The organism is Psychrobacter sp. P2G3 (assembly GCF_001593285.1).
In the GTDB taxonomy this organism is placed as follows: Bacteria; Pseudomonadota; Gammaproteobacteria; order Pseudomonadales; family Moraxellaceae; genus Psychrobacter.
This window is the reverse complement of record NZ_CP012529.1, coordinates 862,884-878,530: the sequence shown is the minus strand read 5'-3', so window position 1 is coordinate 878,530 and position 15,647 is coordinate 862,884. Positions and strand designations below refer to the sequence as shown.

Below are 15,647 nucleotides of genomic sequence, written 5' to 3'. Positions count from 1 at the left end.
ATATCATCTGTCCAATTTGTGTCTGATACCAATTATCGAGTGCATACAATGGCCTATGAGCAATGCTGTCACTAGCATGTAAGAAGCACATAAGAAATAAGTTGGCAAATTCAGCGTAACTTATTTCATTCTGTTATAATTTGTCCCATAGTGACAACGTCAATATATACTCCAACTTATGCTTAATTATTGTCAGACTACCTACACTATGTAATTGAAATTGTTGATTTTATCATTTTTATATGACTAGCACTTGACCTAATGACTGGTAACATTATTCTCTCTATTAGGGTAATTCCTTCTTTATCCACTGCGCTCATTGGTACTAACTTTACATGAATAAATCGCTTATCCCAGATGCCGAAAATGTTAACCGCATTTTTACGCGCCGTATTCTCATTTTTGGTTTGTTAATTTTTTTGGGTATGTGTGTGTTATTACTGCGTTATGGATACCTGCAAGTGTATGCGCATGACAAATACAAGACTCAGGCAGACAATAATCGTATCAAGCTCATATCTGCACCGCCAAGCCGTGGCTATATCTATGATCGTAATGGTATTTTGCTCGCTGACAATCAGCCTGTGTTCACTGCCATGCTCAGCCCCGATGAAGTAGAAGACCCAGAACGTACTTTAAACTTGCTTGCCCCTATTTTTGATCTAACAGATACTGATATTACTGATATTTTGGCGCGGTTGAGTAAAAGCAAAAATGATCCGGTGACCGTCAAGATTGATTTAACAGATAAGCAACTGGCACAGTTTAGTGAGCGTAAACCGTTTTTCCGTGGCGTTACCATTCAGAGTAAACTGACCCGCTCCTACCCCTACGATGAGCTATTCGCACACGTTATCGGCTATGTTGGGCGTATCAACGACAAAGAAACTAAGCGTATCGATAAAGATCGTTATGCTGGTACTGACCTTATCGGCAAAATTGGTATTGAAGACTTTTATGAAGATATCTTGCTTGGCCAACCGGGCTACCAATCGGTAGAAACCGATGTCCATGGTAATATTCTGCGTCAATTAGATACCAAGCCGCCAGTTTCTGGTAACGATATTACCTTGAGCTTAGATTATGGCTTGCAAACGATCGCCCAGCAGCAGCTTGACGGTCGCCGCGGTGCCATTGTAGCGATAGATCCAAAAAATGGTGACGTACTCGCATTTGTGAGTAATCCAAGTTACGACCCTAACCCTTTTATTTCTGGCATTTCCTTTAAAGATTATGGGGCGCTACAAGATGATCTTGATCAGCCCCTCTATAATCGCGCCCTACAAGGTATGTACCCACCTGCCTCTACCATTAAACCATTTGAAGGTTTAGGTGCGCTACACTATGGATTGCGAGATTGGAATACGACTATCTATGATCCCGGTTATTTTAGCTTACCTGGTGACTCGCATCGTTTTCGTGATTGGAAACGTGGCGGTCATGGCTCGGTAGATTTAAAGAAATCTATCGTCATGTCAGTCGATACTTATTATTATAAACTCGCTTATGAGATGGGTATCCAGCGTTTACATGATTGGATGGTGCGCTTTGGTTTTGGTGAAGAGACGGGAATTGATTTGCCCAATGAGAAGTCTGGCATTATGCCCTCACCGAAGTGGAAAAAAGACACCTACGATAAAGGCTGGCTACCAGGTGAGACTATCTCTGTCAGTATTGGGCAAGGCTACTTCCTAGTCACACCGCTACAGATTGCTAATGCGACTGCTATGACGGCTAACAAGGGCTATCATATAACGCCGCATTTGTTAAAAGACAGTGATGGTGCAGCAGAGGTCAACGTCATTACCAAGCCCGATGGTAAAATTGATTATAATGGCAAGCCCTCTGACTGGACGCGTATGCATGATGCGATGGAAGAGACGGTCAAAGCTGGTACTGCTCGCGGTATTTACACGCCGCGCTACCGTATCGCTGGCAAGACTGGTACGGCACAGGTTAAATCTATCGCTCAAGGTAAACGCTACGATAAATCTGCGATAGACAAGCGCCATTGGGATCATGCTTGGTTTAATGGTTTTGCCCCTGTTGAAGACCCACAAATCGCTCTCGCTGTATTGGTTGAAAATGGTGGCGGCGGTAGCGCAGTAGCGGCTCCCATCGGACGTGCTCTATTCGATTATTGGGTATTACAGCGCAAAAGCGACCCCATCTTGCCACCAACTCCTGATGAGTTAAAAGCTATTAAACGTCAAAAGGCATTGGACAAAGCCGCTCGTGATGCCATCCGCGACCAAGAACAAGCACGGGCAGAAAAATTAAAAGAACAGACAGAAGCGGAAGCAGCAACCACTACAGCGACCGAATAAAGAATAACAATTATGAAAAAAACAACGACAAAAGCATCAGCATCGCGTAGCACTAAGCGTAATGCGACTCATAAAAAACCAGTTTCTGCTGGTAATGTGCGTATTATCGGCGGGCAGTTTAAACGTCGTAGCATAAATTTTATCGATGCTGATGGCTTGCGACCGACCCCAGATCGCTTGCGGGAGACGCTGTTTAACTGGCTACTTGCCGACATGCATGGCGCACGTGTACTAGATAGCTGTGCAGGTAGCGGGGTGTTGGGCTTTGAGGCGTTATCTCGCGGCGCGGCGCATTGCACCTTCATTGAAACCAATCAAGCCCAATACCAAATGCTACTGCAAAGCGCGCAGCAGTTGAACATCGATACTGATAGCTATCAAGTTTTTCACGGTAACGCTGAGCAGGTCTTATCTCAGAATAGTAATTTCAAGCATCCGTTCGATATCGTTTTTATTGACCCACCCTATGCAAAGGATTTATGGCAACCCATTTTAACTGCCTTAATTGAACAGTTATTAATTACGACAGAAACGCTGATTTATTTAGAAGCTGATAAAGATTTAAATAAACAATTAGCTGAATTGATCGAGTCTCTTAGCTTATTACCTGCAATGCAAGGCTTAAAAAGGTTTGAATGTCTCAAGCAGACCAAAGTCGGACAAGTTGTCGCTGGACTTTATCGTCTATCATCGTCATAATTGTCTGGTTAATAAAAACGATTAACAAATTTTACAAATGTTTAAAACCGCTAAAAAACTGGCCAACGCTGCAGTTTAATGTATATAAGGCGAAAATAAACCCCAATGCAGCTTGCAAGCGTAGGCGCTACTGCTTATAATGTGCAGTCTGTTTTTTGAGAGCCCCGTTCCCAGCTAAACTCTCAACGAATTCTAATTTTAAGGTTTTATCATGAAAACACTTAGTGCAAAACCAGCTGAAGTGACCCATGACTGGTATGTCGTAGATGCTGACGGCAAAACCCTTGGTCGCTTAGCCACTCAAATTGCTACTCGCTTACGTGGCAAGCATAAGACTTCTTATACTCCGCACGTAGATACTGGTGACTTTATTGTTGTCATCAACGCAGAAAAAATCGCGGTAACGGGTAAAAAAGCACAAGATAAAAAGTATTATCGTCACAGTGGCTACCCAGGCGGTATTAAAGAAACCAACTTCACAAAGCTGATTGCACATAAGCCTGAAGATGTTCTACACAAAGCAGTTAAGGGTATGCTTCCAAAAGGTCCTCTTGGCTATGCGATGATTAAGAAGCTAAAGCTATATGCAGGTACTGAACATCCACATACTGCACAGCAACCTAAAGAACTAGACATCTAAGGAGTCACTTATGGAACGCAATTACGGAACTGGTCGCCGCAAGACGTCTACTGCTCGTGTCTTTTTAGCGAAAGGTACTGGTAGCATTGTCGTTAACGGCAAGCCACTTGATGAATATTTTAGCCGTGAAACTTCACGTATGGTTGTTCGTCAGCCATTAGAGCTACTTGATTCTTCTAACGCATATGATTTTTTTATTACTGTTAAAGGTGGTGGTATTAGTGGTCAAGCGGGCGCTATTCGCCACGGTATCACTCGTGCACTAATCGAGCTTGACGATACTAACAAGCCTGCGCTAAAAGCAGCTGGCTTTGTTACTCGTGATTCACGTCAAGTTGAACGTAAGAAATTGGGCCTACGTAAAGCACGTAAACGTCCACAATTCTCAAAACGTTAATCAAAGCTATCTCTTATTTTCTTGCTGTTATTGTCTTTATCTCAGAGTTACAGTAACAGCAGCAAGTAAAAGAATAGATTTGCAAAACCTTATAAGCTGGTCACAGCTTATAAGGTTTTTTTATGCGTATTGGAAAAAGCTGTTAAATATTTACCTTTCTATAAATGCGCTTTGATAAAACTAACTTGCAAACAGGCTACCGCTACCCCATCATAATAATAACTTTTCATCATTAGCCCCGATGCTATAAACCTTTGCTGCAAAAGGACACTATGAAAGCGCCCGAACAATACGATCCGAGTAAACCATCCTTAAAGAGTAGCACGCCGCCGCAGAGCATGCAGCAGTCTGCTAAATCGCCAGCAATACCTATTGGTACGCCAACAATTACGCAAACTCATAAACGTACTGCGCAAGCAGAAAAAAAGCCGTTTCAGTGGCAATTTTTATTGCCTAAATACTGGGGGATTTGGTTATTATTGGTTATTTTTTTACCGATGATATATCTACCGCTACGTTGGCAGTTTTGGTTGGGTCGTAAGCTCGGTATTTTGATTTATAAAATTGCAGGCTCGCGGCGACGTGATACGCTGATTAATCTAAAGCTGGCTTTTCCAGAGAAGCCAGAAGCCGAGCGTGAACTGATGGCCAAGCAAGTCTTCGTCAATCAAGGTATTGGTGTGTTTGAGACTTTGTGCGCTTGGTTTCGCCCTAATGTCTTTACCCGCACTGTCTCTATTTCGGGCTTACAGCATTTAGTTAATGCTCAAAATGAAAATCGTCCTGTTATTTTATTAGGCGCACATTATACGATGCTCGACTTAGGTGGCTTGTTTTGTGCCCAATTTTTTCCCTTAGACTGTATGTATCGTACACAAAACAATCCTCTACTCGATTGGTTTATTTATAATGGTCGTACCAATATTTTTGGCAAGCAAATCTCCAGTCGTGATATGCGCAGTTTAGTCAGCTCTATCAAAGCTGGACATGTGATTTGGTACTCTCCCGATCAAGACTACGGTCTTAAGCAAGGCGTGATGGCACCATTTTTTGGCGTGCCAGCAGCCACTATCACGGCTTCGCGGCGTATGGCCAAGTTAGGCGACAAGCAGCATCCACCAGCGCTCATGGCACTGCATACCTATCGGCAAACGCCAGATAATCTACCAAGCGGTAAAAGGCCACATTATCATCTAACGATTACACCAGAACTGGATAACTATCCAAGTAATGATGAGGTCGCTGATGCTACACGCGTCAATGAAGTGCTAGAAGGATTGGTTCGTATTGATCCAACTCAGTGGATGTGGTTTCACCGTCGCTTTAAAAATAGCCCTGAAGGTCGTACCGATATCTATAAGTAGGCTTTTATTCCTAAGAAAATAACTGGGAAAATTTGCTATACTTTGCCCCATTAAATCGAGTCGTTTACTCAAGTGATTGATATCACATTAACGATAATCGAATAAACCAAAAATTAAACCAACAACGGATTTTTCATGAGCAATCAAACTGACGCACCTATAGATATACCTAAAAAAGAAACCAAACGTATTCTAACGGGCATTAAACCAACGGGCATTCCACACTTGGGTAATTACGTTGGTGCGATTCGTCCAGCGATTGAATCCATTCAAAATAGTGATCATGAAGCATTTTTCTTTTTGGCAGATTATCATGGCATTATCGGCTGTTATGACCCTGCTATCATTCATGAGTCAACCAAAGCAATTGCTGCGACTTGGATTGCATGTGGCCTTGATCCTGAGCGCGTAACTTTCTATCGTCAGTCAGATGTACCTGAGATTTCTGAGTTAGCTTGGATTTTAAATTGCTCATGTGCCAAAGGGTTAATGAACCGGGCGCATGCTTATAAGGCTGCAGTCGATATCAATACAGAAAAGGCAGACGTCGATCCAGATCAAGGGGTTACGATGGGCCTGTTTGGTTATCCAGTATTGATGGCAGCAGATATCTTGATGTTTAATGCTACCCATGTGCCAGTAGGTCGCGACCAAGTACAGCATATTGAGATGGCGCGTGATATCGCCGGTACTTTTAACCATCGTTATAAAACCCTCTTTACGCTACCCTCAGCGGTCGTTGATGAAGATATCCCGCTACTAACAGGGCTTGATGGTCGCAAAATGAGTAAGAGCTATAGCAATACTATTCCTCTATTTGGTGAACCTAATCCGCAAGTTAGTCCTGAAAAGCAGATGCATAAAGCTATTATGAAAATTGTGACCAACTCACAGCTTCCTTCCGAGCCAAAAGATCCTGATGACTCTGCTATCTTTGAGATTTACAAAGCCTTTGCTACTTCTGAAGAGATTGCTGATATGCGTGCGCAGTATGCCGCAGGTATCGGCTGGGGTGATGCTAAGCAAGTGTTGTTTGACAAAATTAATAACGAGATTGCGCCATTCCGTGCTCGTTATGAAGAACTAATGGCCAATCCAAAAGAGTTGGAAGAAATCTTACAAATGGGCGCAGACAAAGCTCGTCGCCATAGCCGTAAACAACTAGACAAAACTCGCCGTGCCATTGGTATCCGTCCGCTTGCCAAACTTAAATAGTGGCTTAATATAAACAATTATTTTGTATGAATAGTCATATGGCTCAAACAACCATTTGATTATCATAACTTGTCGTAATCAGGGCGGATATTAAACGTGCAGACTGAGCTAGAAAACAAACAATCGGCTTTGCCAAAAGCTGTCTTGTCTGCAGCCGTGAATCGAGCCTCTGAGTCACTATCTGATGACAACGAACATGATGGCTCAGTTATCCACGACATGTCTCTGCGCATTTATCAGACACCAGTGCAGCAGCTGCCTGAAGATCTCTATGTGCCACCGCAAGCGTTTGCTATTTGGCTAGAACAGTTTGCTGGGCCATTAGATTTTTTATTATATTTGGTCAAAAAAAACAACGTCGACTTGACGCAAATGCCGATATTGCCTATCACAGAGCAGTACTTGGCTTATATTAGTGAGTTGGATACAGAGCATTTTGAGTTAGCGGGTGACTATCTACTGATGGCCTCGACATTGATTGCGATCAAAACGGAGCTGCTGCTACCTTCGTCTGAAACACCTAGCGATGAGCGTGATCCAAAAGCAGAGCTGATTGAGCGTTTGGAAGAGTATGCGCAAATAAAAGCAGCCAGCCAGCGCTTGGACAATCTAGTCCGTCTTGAACGCGATGTGTTTTTAGCGATGGTGAGTATGCCTAGCCAAGACATTATGAATGCTGAATTACCGAACTACTCACCTACCTTATTAATCGATAGCTTGTTTAAAATGCAGCTACAGCCAGACTATCAAATGCATACCATCAAGATCGATGCGGTACCACTTGCTGACCGTATTGCCAGTATTAGTAGGCAATTAAGCACTGATGGCATGCGCTCCTTTTATGAGCTATTAGATAAAGCACAGGGTAAGATAGGTGTGGTAGTCAGCTTTGTTGCGGTGTTAGAGTTGATGAAGCGTCAGTTAGTTGGTGTAGTAAATGCAGATTCAGACATAGATACTACCGTAGCAAGTACGGCTGTTGTTAATCATTCTGCAACAGACAATCAAATCGGGCAGTTAACGTTACAGTGGCTGGCTTAATCGTTTTTTACTTATTTATTTGTACGAACTATAATTTCAAAAAGAGCAGATTTTTAATGGTAGATACTGACGATATGAATCAGGGTGTTAAGCAGCAAAACCAGGTATCAGCAACATCATCATCTTCGCTTGAAGAGCAGCATCATTATCTTGAAGATTTGAGCAAACATATTGAAGTACTGTTGCATGCCTCAGAAGCACCACTCACTGCGAACGCTATCAAGAAGCATTTATCTTTATCTAATAAAGAGTTAAAGCAGGCTTTAGAGTTATTACAGCTACGCTTAGACGCTGGTGTTATGAGATTGCATGAGACTGCCAGCGGTTATCGCCTACAAATAGCAGATAGTTATAGTGCGTTGATACAACGCGTTTTTCCGCAACGTCAAGAACGCCTGAGCCAAGCATTGCTTGAGACTCTGAGCGTCATTGCTTACAAACAACCAGTGACACGCAGCGACATCGAATATGTACGCGGTGTGACCCTATCTAGCAATATATTGCGTCAGCTATTTGATAAAGGCTGGATAAAGGAAGATGGCTATAAAGAAACGTTGGGTCGTCCAGCATTGTTACATACTACAGCGCAATTCTTAGATGCATTTGGACTGACTAATTTAGACGAGTTGCCACCAATGCCGGATATATCAGCTATTGGTGGCGAATCTTAAGTTCTAATTAATACAATGGCAAATATTATGCTTGAATTGAGCTGTCTATTTTAGCAAATACCGTATTTATTGCCTGAACCGTTTTTTCGATTTCGGCTTCGGTAAGTGTTGGGTGTACTAAGAACATTAAGCTAGTCTCTCCAAGTTCCTTTGCAACAGGCAACCTAGTTTCAGGGCGCAATCCTGTGCCATCGAATGCTTTTTCTAAATAAACCTCAGATGCCGATCCAGAAAAACAAGGCACTTCTAGCTGACTGATTTCTTCAATGATACGGTCACGCGACCAGCCATCAGGCAGATTATCAGCATTCACATAAACATATAACTTGTAGTATGCATGCTTAGAATCTGCAAACTCTGGGGTTTCTTCTAACTTTGGCGCATTCAAATAACCTTTATCTTCCCATTGGGTACACGCTTGTAAGATTGCTTGCGCATTAGCAGTACGCTTAGCCGTCCAGTCAGACATCCTTTCAAGCTGAATACGTCCTATGACCGCTTGCATCTCAGTCATCCGCCAGTTAGTACCGAAGCTCTCATGTAACCAACGATAGCCAGGTGGGTGCTCTTTTTCATATACAGCAGCGTAGCTTTTGCCATGATCTTTATATGCCCACATCTTACGCCATAGATTTTCGTCATTAGTAGTGACCATCCCGCCTTCGCCACCAGTAGTCATAATCTTATCTTGGCAAAAGCTCCATGCGCCAATGTGACCAATACTACCAACACTACGGCCTTTATAGTGAGCGCCATGCGCTTGTGCACAGTCTTCAATGACGTATAGATTATGCTTATCTGCAAGCGCCATCATGCCATCCATGTCGCATGGCCAGCCTGCTAGATGCACGCACACGATGCCTTTGGTTTTGTCTGTTATAACCGCAGCGATCGTTTCTGGAGTAATGTTACCAGTAGACTCATCAACATCAGCAAATATAGGCGTAGCGCCCGCATTGACCACACTAGAGATACTAGCGATAAAAGTACGCGGAGTAACAATAACTTCATCACCTACGCCGATTTCTAGCGCTTGTAAAGCCACATCCAATGCTAAAGTACCATTGCCCAAGGCTATAGCATACTTACTATCTGACCAATCAGCGAATTCTTGCTCAAATTGACGACACTCTTGGCCTGTCCAGTAGTTTACTTTATTAGACAGTAGCACTTTACTGACAGCATCAGCCTCTTCTTGGGTAAAACTTGGCCAAGGTGAAAAAGGTGAATTTAGCATGTGACTTCCTCATTGTAGTATTGAAAATTAATTATTAATAATTTTTGGTTTTATTCTATCTTTGTTATTTATTACAAAACAATGATGACTAAGTTCGAGTCATCATTGTTTTATATGCAGTATGCGAAAAATAGTAATGATTGAAAATCCTTCAAGAATATTGTTAATATCGAAACAACAATAACGACCAATTAATAATATACCCTATTGGATAACATCATCTAAGAAGCTCGATGGATAAACTATACTATGTTTTAATGACACAAAAGAAAAGCGATCTTCAATATCATCAATATCATTCTCGAGCTTCGAAAACTGTAAAAACCAATCTTCGAGATAAAAAATATAATTAAATATTTTTTTACTCATAGCCATATCTATATTGTTATTGTTCAGCAAAAAATTAAGTTCTTCATAAATTTTTTCATTCGCATGAAAAATATGCAAAGCCTGATGATAGGTCAAGCCCTGTTGATAGACCTTATAAGCCGCTTCAGAGCGTTTGATATTATTAATAAGCGCATTGTGTATAAGAATCATGATATTTCCAAGTGTTGATATATAAATAATTTAGTGGGATTTATATATATTCTTTAATCCGAATATAATACAAACTTCTAGCCATATCAAACATTAAATTAACTAAGCTAACTAGAATCAGAGCAAATATATATTAAATGCTCTAACAATGACTACTGAATTATAAAGTATTGAAAAAATTTTCAATACTCAGTCTATCCACATAAAAACTAGATAAGTCAGCCATTTTGCGTTGAAGTGCTGTTTACGAAGTTCTATCCAATTTTTAATATAGCAAAAACCTGAAATAAAATTTTTTATAGCAAATTTTTATTTCTTCCGAAATGCGTATCTAGATAAATAAATTAAATGATAAATGACAGCGTAACCAATACATAATACAGCGATATTTGGAAGTACGCTCACCGATACTTTCGCAGCAAATCTATATGGACTACCGCTCAATGATGGATACCATTTTAGAGATGTCTGTACAATCCAAACTAAAGATAAAGTAGCCATCAAACCAATGATTGTTAGACTTTGTTTCTTCGTAAAGAAAGTTCTTGCAGCAGCATCTGAGATTGTTGCTTGTTCAGATGAGTTATTACTACGCTTCCAAATCTGTAAGCGTGATGTAGCAAACCATGCCAAAATCACTAGTCCTGCCATTGAGCTTAAATATTGTAGTATTCTAGCAATGCTTGTTCCTTTAAAAGGATAAAAATATAAAGGATACTGTAACCAATCTATACGCTGTGCAATAAATCCATCGGCATGAGTAATACCGTCCCAAATCAGATGCGTGGCCGCACCAACTATTAGCCCTAATACTACTGGCAAATAGAAAGACTTTACCTTGTGCATTACTCTTTTTCTAATGTTCGCAAATGACCAAATCTTATCAGCATAACCAATGAAGCGTCTTTGAACTTTGTTGCGCTCTTCATTGACTTCTTTATTTGGTTGGATAAAATTACCAACTGTAAGTTCTTTTAAAAACGGTCGAACTAGTGCAAAGGCGGCAGGTTTCAAACCCCAATACCATAATGTAAATACAGCTAAACCCCACGGTAAATTGTAGGTAAATAAACCTGTCCATTCATGTGATTGACGAGAAAGTGAGCTGCCTATATTTATATAATAATGCAGATCTGGCATCATCGTACCAATAAGTAAGGCATCAAACTGAAACCAACGCATGCTATGGTTTTTGTTTTTACTTCGATAGAATGGCAGTGCTGCAGCCATATGTGACAATGTAAAAGCCATATCTAGATTACTTATAAAAGAAAAAATTCATTAAATATATACTACTTTAAACTTCCGACACTTTAACTAAACGATCACATTTAGCTGTTGTAACATTAAATTTAATGTCTTTCCAGCTAGCATTTGGCTCTTTTCCTAAAGCCCATGCAATTAGCGCTGAAGGTACATCCACACCTGCTTCAGCAGAAAAAGGATATCCTCCACCAAACCTTGGATTCATTTCAAGTAAATAAATATCATCACCATCAACGAAAAAGTCGCAATCTAAATTGCCCACATGTCCTAAGGCTTCCGATATTTTTCGTCCAATTTCTTCAAATACTGGCAAATTTAACGTTTTTGCTTTATCAGTTTCACCTGCCCGCATACCTAGCTTTTGTTTAACGAAAGTGGCTTGATAATTACCTTCTAAATCGTTAATTATGTCTATGCCGTATTCATGCCCTGGCAATGCTTGCTGGATCAATAAACCAGACTCTTGATGATCACCAACACGTAAGCCCCAACGATCCAGCTTAATATTATTGAATTCCCAAGCAAGGTTTAACTCTTGTAAGCTTTCAACTTTCTCAATTCCAGCAGATCCAGAACCCCAACGAGGCTTAACGAATAATGGAAATTGTAGAGTTTTGGCTTCGATTGCTTGCGTCGCAGACTCAAGAGAAGTAAATGTCAACGATGTTTTAATACCTACCTCTTTTGAGAAACGTTCTGTCAAACCTTTATCAAAACAGAGCTCAATGACAGATAAATCTGAGACAACTACCGTAGTGCCAATTGCTGCAAACCTATCTTTAGCAGCAGCTAATATAGGTAGTTCATGATCATTGAGTGATATGACCATCCCTACCTCGTTGTCTTTGCAAATGCCTAATAAGACTTCTAAATAATGCTCAGCGTTAACAGGTGGCACTAAGAAGGCTTCATCCGCCTCAGCCATCGTAGGTGCTAAAAGTGATGAATCGGTTGCAAAAACTTTTCCACTTCCTGCTAGTGCATTTTTAAAGTATTGCAGTAAATAGTTTCTGCGGCCAGCACATGAGAATAAAATATTCATAAAGTCCTACTTTTCATCTAATAGTTGTTATTTTAAGTAATTCAATAAACCACCAGTATGCCAAAATAATATGGGCGAACTACTGATATTACTTGTAAGGTGATTTTGCATTCCATAAAATGCTTTGGCAGTATAGGTTGTGTCTAGAATAAATCCAAATTGTTGTAACGAGCTTTGAGAAAGTGCAGATATGCCCGCGTTGTATTGTTCGTAGCCTCCACAAAGATAATCATCTATAACAATCGTTTTTTGTTGAGGTTCAATATCATATTGCAAACAAACTTTCTCATAAAACTCGCTAATAATTTTCTCAGCACTTTCTCGATCTCGAGCTATAGATATACCTATTACTGTTGTGTCATAAAAGTTATATTTATCTAGTCCAGCCATAACTCCAGCTTGTGTAGAACCTGTCCCTGATGCAAGAAAAATATATTTGGGTGCCCAATTCGTTTTGTCACGGTAATCTGCCAATTCACTCACAGCATCAATGTACGCCTTTGCACCAACAGTTGAGTGCCCTCCCCCCCACAAATAGTATGGCATTTCATTAGCATCTGCATAAAATTGCATGGCTAAGTTCATCTTACTGGAAATCTCGCTAGGGTCTTTTACAAAAACCAAATTCGCTCCTGTATCCCGCATAATTTGTGAGTTACCTTGTTGCCTATAAAAGGTGCTTTCTTCTCCATGAAGAACTAATGTACATTTCATATTGTTTTGGGCGGCATAGATAGCAGTCACACGACAATGATTAGAGTTAATGCCGCCGGTAGTTACAATGGCTGTGGAGCCTTGAGCGACAATATCTTTGGAAATGGAGTCTATTTTCCTTCCTTTATTTCCTCCTCCTAAAAAAGGATACAAGTCATCGCGAAATACATGTATATCGTGATTGCTACTTGTCTTTAAAGAATGGATTAGATTAAGTTGCATATTTAAAAGCCTCTATATAGTCTAAAGACTTCCATTCTGTGGCCAAAATTGAATAAATCCTTCTGTCTTTAAGACTACCATCTTTGAATTTATGCTGACGCATTGTTCCTTCGTTAGTCATCCCTATAGACTCGTACAAACTATAGCCACTAACGTTCTCTCCGTCAGTAAACAAATAAACTTTATTCAGATTCAAGTAGGTGAAACCATAAAAAAGTAACCACTGAGTGGACTGCTTCCCCCACCCTTGACCATGAGACTTTGGATTGACCATAACGTAAAGCTCAGCATGTTTGGATGTATGGTCGATTGACACCAAACCTCCCATTGCTACCAATCTGTCTTCATTAAAAAATGAAAAATCCTTTCTAGTATTATTATTTATATTAGACTCATACCATTTAAGGGTTTTCTCAACAGTAGCAGGTAATTCAAAATACATTGAATTGTTAATAGCAGGGTTATTTATCCATTCCACCCGAGTATCAATATCTTGAGCAGAGAAATCTTTAGCTATCATAACTTTTCCTATATATATCAAGAGAAGGAAATATATCGCTAGGAACCTCTGCGATATCTTTACGATTAAAAACAACTAGTACTGTTTTTAAGATGATCTTAGCATCCAACAAGAGCGACATATTATCAACATAGTAGCTATCTAGTGACAACCTATCATCCCAATTAAGCATGTTTCTGCCATTAACTTGAGCTAAACCTGTTAACCCTGGTCGTACACTATGACGTTTACTTTCTTCTTCAGTATAATATGGTAGATATTTCATAAGTAGTGGACGAGGCCCAACTATACTCATATCTCCCTTAATTATATTCAAGAGTTCAGGCAGTTCGTCTAGACTGGTTTTTCTTAAAAATCTACCAAAATCAGTGATTCTCTCCCCATCTGACAAAGGTTTACCTTCTGAATCAACAGCATCAGTCATAGTTCGAAACTTGAACATCTCAAAAGGTTCGCTATTCAGACCAGGGCGTACCTGCCTGAATAAGACTGGCGAACCAAGGTTTTTTTTGACTTTGTACGCTACAAGTCCATATACGGGAGATAAAATTATCAATGCCGTAGTTGCAGCAGTAATATCAAACAGTCGCTTTATCATGTATCGTTACTCCAATTCCATTGCAGACATCATTTGTGCATTTACTTTATGTACATCGTATTTTTCTTCCGCTATCGCGCGTGAACGTTTACCCATTTTTCCAATCAATTCCGGCTCTTCAATGAAACGTAACATCGCCTGCGCTAAAGCATCTGCGTCTTTAACAGGTACTAAGAAGCCATTATCACCATCTACAACGGTCTCACGGCAGCCTGGTGCATCAGTGGTAATAACAGCTCGTCCCATTGCCATTGCTTCTAGTACTGTACGTGGTGTACCTTCACGATAAGACGGTAACACATAGACTGAAGATGCCTGAATCGCTGGGCGCACATCTTTTAAGAGACCTAAGAAATTAATGGTACCCGATTCGATCCATTTATCCAGCTCAGCTTGAGTAATACTAGTTGGATTAGCATCAAGACCACCGACTAAATCAAACTGCACTTCAGGGTGTAGTTTTTTAACTTGTTGAGCGGCCTGATTGTACTCTCGCACACCTTTATCGCCTAATAATCGAGCAATCAATAAAAAGCGTAACGGCTTTTGCGTATCAAAAGGCACAACATCAAATTCATCCACATCCACACCTGATCCACTTACTACACAGGTATGTGTCTGCGAAGAGATAATATTCAATTCGTAAAACAATGCTTCATCATCGTGATTTTGAAAAAACACAATTTGGCAATGACGCAGTGCTGTACGATATAAGCCTTGAGCAACAGCACGTACCCTTTTACGCTTGTTGTCCTCTCCTCCAGTAAAGGCAAACCCTAAACCAGTAATCAAAGAAAAACGCTTTGGTACACGAGCTAACCAAGCTGCAAGCGTCCCATAGATTACAGGCTTAATGGTATATCCCATCATATAGTCTGGCTTGATATTTCTCATCAGAGAATAAATTGAAAACAAGGTCTTTGTATCCGCTGCCGGGTTAAGACCCGTACGTTGCATCGAAATACTATGAGGGATTGCGCCTAGTGCTTTTAGCTCAGACGTTATAGTTTGGTTTTCTAACAACTCTGGAGCAGCCACATGAACTTCTAACCCTTTATCTAATAAGGCTATAATAAAAGGCTTGCGAAAACCAACTAATGAATTGGCTACACTGGCTATAATTAAAAACTTCATAAGCTACTCTATTAAAGGAT

At 40.5% G+C, this 15,647-nt stretch carries 16 protein-coding genes; 8 read left to right on the top strand and 8 right to left on the bottom strand.

Annotated features, from left to right (window positions below; all coding sequences use genetic code 11):
* The first annotated feature begins 335 nt into the window (after positions 1 to 335).
* The 8 genes from mrdA to scpB all read left to right on the top strand — a co-directional run bounded on the left by mrdA (position 336) and on the right by scpB (position 8,354).
* Positions 336 to 2,327 carry a penicillin-binding protein 2 gene (gene mrdA / locus AK823_RS03785; protein ID WP_068326330.1) on the top strand — a complete coding sequence of 664 codons (1,992 nt, stop codon included), beginning with the start codon at positions 336 to 338 and terminating at the stop codon, positions 2,325 to 2,327.
* 12 nt (positions 2,328 to 2,339) lie between these two features.
* Positions 2,340 to 3,026 carry a 16S rRNA (guanine(966)-N(2))-methyltransferase RsmD gene (gene rsmD, locus AK823_RS03780; protein WP_068034816.1) on the top strand — a complete coding sequence of 229 codons (687 nt, stop codon included), beginning with the start codon at positions 2,340 to 2,342 and terminating at the stop codon, positions 3,024 to 3,026.
* Positions 3,027 to 3,237: 211 nt separating this feature from the next.
* On the top strand, positions 3,238 to 3,666 hold the full coding sequence (gene rplM, locus AK823_RS03775) for a 50S ribosomal protein L13 (protein WP_068034815.1): 429 nt from the start codon (positions 3,238 to 3,240) through the stop codon (positions 3,664 to 3,666).
* Between the two features lie 10 nt (positions 3,667 to 3,676).
* Complete coding sequence (gene rpsI / locus AK823_RS03770; protein ID WP_068034814.1) at positions 3,677 to 4,063, top strand: 30S ribosomal protein S9; 387 nt, start codon at positions 3,677 to 3,679, stop codon at positions 4,061 to 4,063.
* A 272-nt stretch (positions 4,064 to 4,335) separates the two neighbouring features.
* A complete protein-coding gene (locus AK823_RS03765; protein ID WP_068326327.1) occupies positions 4,336 to 5,427 on the top strand; it encodes a lysophospholipid acyltransferase family protein in 1,092 nt (363 codons plus the stop codon).
* Between the two features lie 135 nt (positions 5,428 to 5,562).
* Positions 5,563 to 6,642, top strand: a complete 1,080-nt coding sequence (locus AK823_RS03760; protein WP_068034812.1) for a tryptophan--tRNA ligase — start codon at positions 5,563 to 5,565, stop codon at positions 6,640 to 6,642.
* A gap of 219 nt (positions 6,643 to 6,861) precedes the next feature.
* Complete coding sequence (locus AK823_RS03755; protein WP_068330125.1) at positions 6,862 to 7,683, top strand: segregation/condensation protein A; 822 nt, start codon at positions 6,862 to 6,864, stop codon at positions 7,681 to 7,683.
* 56 nt (positions 7,684 to 7,739) lie between these two features.
* Positions 7,740 to 8,354 (top strand): SMC-Scp complex subunit ScpB, encoded by a 615-nt coding sequence (gene scpB, locus AK823_RS03750; RefSeq protein WP_228138905.1) that lies wholly within the window; start codon positions 7,740 to 7,742, stop codon positions 8,352 to 8,354.
* A 25-nt stretch (positions 8,355 to 8,379) separates the two neighbouring features.
* Here the strand turns inward: scpB and AK823_RS03745 are convergent, their stop codons facing one another.
* The 8 genes from AK823_RS03745 to AK823_RS03710 form a co-directional block, all read right to left on the bottom strand.
* Positions 8,380 to 9,591: a DegT/DnrJ/EryC1/StrS aminotransferase family protein gene (locus AK823_RS03745; protein ID WP_068326324.1), complete on the bottom strand. Its 1,212-nt coding sequence runs from the start codon at positions 9,589 to 9,591 to the stop codon at positions 8,380 to 8,382.
* 204 nt (positions 9,592 to 9,795) lie between these two features.
* Positions 9,796 to 10,131 carry a hypothetical protein gene (locus AK823_RS03740; protein ID WP_068326321.1) on the bottom strand — a complete coding sequence of 112 codons (336 nt, stop codon included), beginning with the start codon at positions 10,129 to 10,131 and terminating at the stop codon, positions 9,796 to 9,798.
* 309 nt (positions 10,132 to 10,440) lie between these two features.
* Positions 10,441 to 11,382: a DUF4184 family protein gene (locus AK823_RS03735; protein ID WP_068326318.1), complete on the bottom strand. Its 942-nt coding sequence runs from the start codon at positions 11,380 to 11,382 to the stop codon at positions 10,441 to 10,443.
* Positions 11,383 to 11,428: 46 nt separating this feature from the next.
* Complete coding sequence (locus AK823_RS03730) at positions 11,429 to 12,439, bottom strand: ATP-grasp domain-containing protein (RefSeq protein ID WP_068326315.1); 1,011 nt, start codon at positions 12,437 to 12,439, stop codon at positions 11,429 to 11,431.
* 27 nt (positions 12,440 to 12,466) lie between these two features.
* Positions 12,467 to 13,375 carry a pyridoxal-phosphate dependent enzyme gene (locus AK823_RS03725; protein WP_068326313.1) on the bottom strand — a complete coding sequence of 303 codons (909 nt, stop codon included), beginning with the start codon at positions 13,373 to 13,375 and terminating at the stop codon, positions 12,467 to 12,469.
* Positions 13,365 to 13,895, bottom strand: a complete 531-nt coding sequence (locus tag AK823_RS03720) for a GNAT family protein (protein ID WP_068326309.1) — start codon at positions 13,893 to 13,895, stop codon at positions 13,365 to 13,367. Before AK823_RS03720 ends, AK823_RS03725 begins: the two co-directional genes overlap by 11 nt.
* Positions 13,885 to 14,493, bottom strand: a complete 609-nt coding sequence (locus AK823_RS03715; protein ID WP_068326306.1) for a sugar transferase — start codon at positions 14,491 to 14,493, stop codon at positions 13,885 to 13,887. Before AK823_RS03715 ends, AK823_RS03720 begins: the two co-directional genes overlap by 11 nt.
* A gap of 6 nt (positions 14,494 to 14,499) precedes the next feature.
* The gene (locus AK823_RS03710) at positions 14,500 to 15,627 is read right to left on the bottom strand and encodes a glycosyltransferase family 4 protein (RefSeq protein WP_068326303.1); all 1,128 of its coding nucleotides are present in this window, start codon (positions 15,625 to 15,627) and stop codon (positions 14,500 to 14,502) included.
* Positions 15,628 to 15,647: the final 20 nt, after the last annotated feature.

Coding starts and splice junctions, on each gene's coding strand:
- mrdA (WP_068326330.1), top strand. CDS start 336: ATGAATAAATCGCTTATCCCAGATGCCGAAAATGTTAACCGCATTTTT.
- rsmD (WP_068034816.1), top strand. CDS start 2,340: ATGAAAAAAACAACGACAAAAGCATCAGCATCGCGTAGCACTAAGCGT.
- rplM (WP_068034815.1), top strand. CDS start 3,238: ATGAAAACACTTAGTGCAAAACCAGCTGAAGTGACCCATGACTGGTAT.
- rpsI (WP_068034814.1), top strand. CDS start 3,677: ATGGAACGCAATTACGGAACTGGTCGCCGCAAGACGTCTACTGCTCGT.
- AK823_RS03765 (WP_068326327.1), top strand. CDS start 4,336: ATGAAAGCGCCCGAACAATACGATCCGAGTAAACCATCCTTAAAGAGT.
- AK823_RS03760 (WP_068034812.1), top strand. CDS start 5,563: ATGAGCAATCAAACTGACGCACCTATAGATATACCTAAAAAAGAAACC.
- AK823_RS03755 (WP_068330125.1), top strand. CDS start 6,862: ATGTCTCTGCGCATTTATCAGACACCAGTGCAGCAGCTGCCTGAAGAT.
- scpB (WP_228138905.1), top strand. CDS start 7,740: ATGGTAGATACTGACGATATGAATCAGGGTGTTAAGCAGCAAAACCAG.
- AK823_RS03745 (WP_068326324.1), bottom strand. CDS start 9,591: ATGCTAAATTCACCTTTTTCACCTTGGCCAAGTTTTACCCAAGAAGAG.
- AK823_RS03740 (WP_068326321.1), bottom strand. CDS start 10,131: ATGATTCTTATACACAATGCGCTTATTAATAATATCAAACGCTCTGAA.
- AK823_RS03735 (WP_068326318.1), bottom strand. CDS start 11,382: ATGGCTTTTACATTGTCACATATGGCTGCAGCACTGCCATTCTATCGA.
- AK823_RS03730 (WP_068326315.1), bottom strand. CDS start 12,439: ATGAATATTTTATTCTCATGTGCTGGCCGCAGAAACTATTTACTGCAA.
- AK823_RS03725 (WP_068326313.1), bottom strand. CDS start 13,375: ATGCAACTTAATCTAATCCATTCTTTAAAGACAAGTAGCAATCACGAT.
- AK823_RS03720 (WP_068326309.1), bottom strand. CDS start 13,895: ATGATAGCTAAAGATTTCTCTGCTCAAGATATTGATACTCGGGTGGAA.
- AK823_RS03715 (WP_068326306.1), bottom strand. CDS start 14,493: ATGATAAAGCGACTGTTTGATATTACTGCTGCAACTACGGCATTGATA.
- AK823_RS03710 (WP_068326303.1), bottom strand. CDS start 15,627: ATGAAGTTTTTAATTATAGCCAGTGTAGCCAATTCATTAGTTGGTTTT.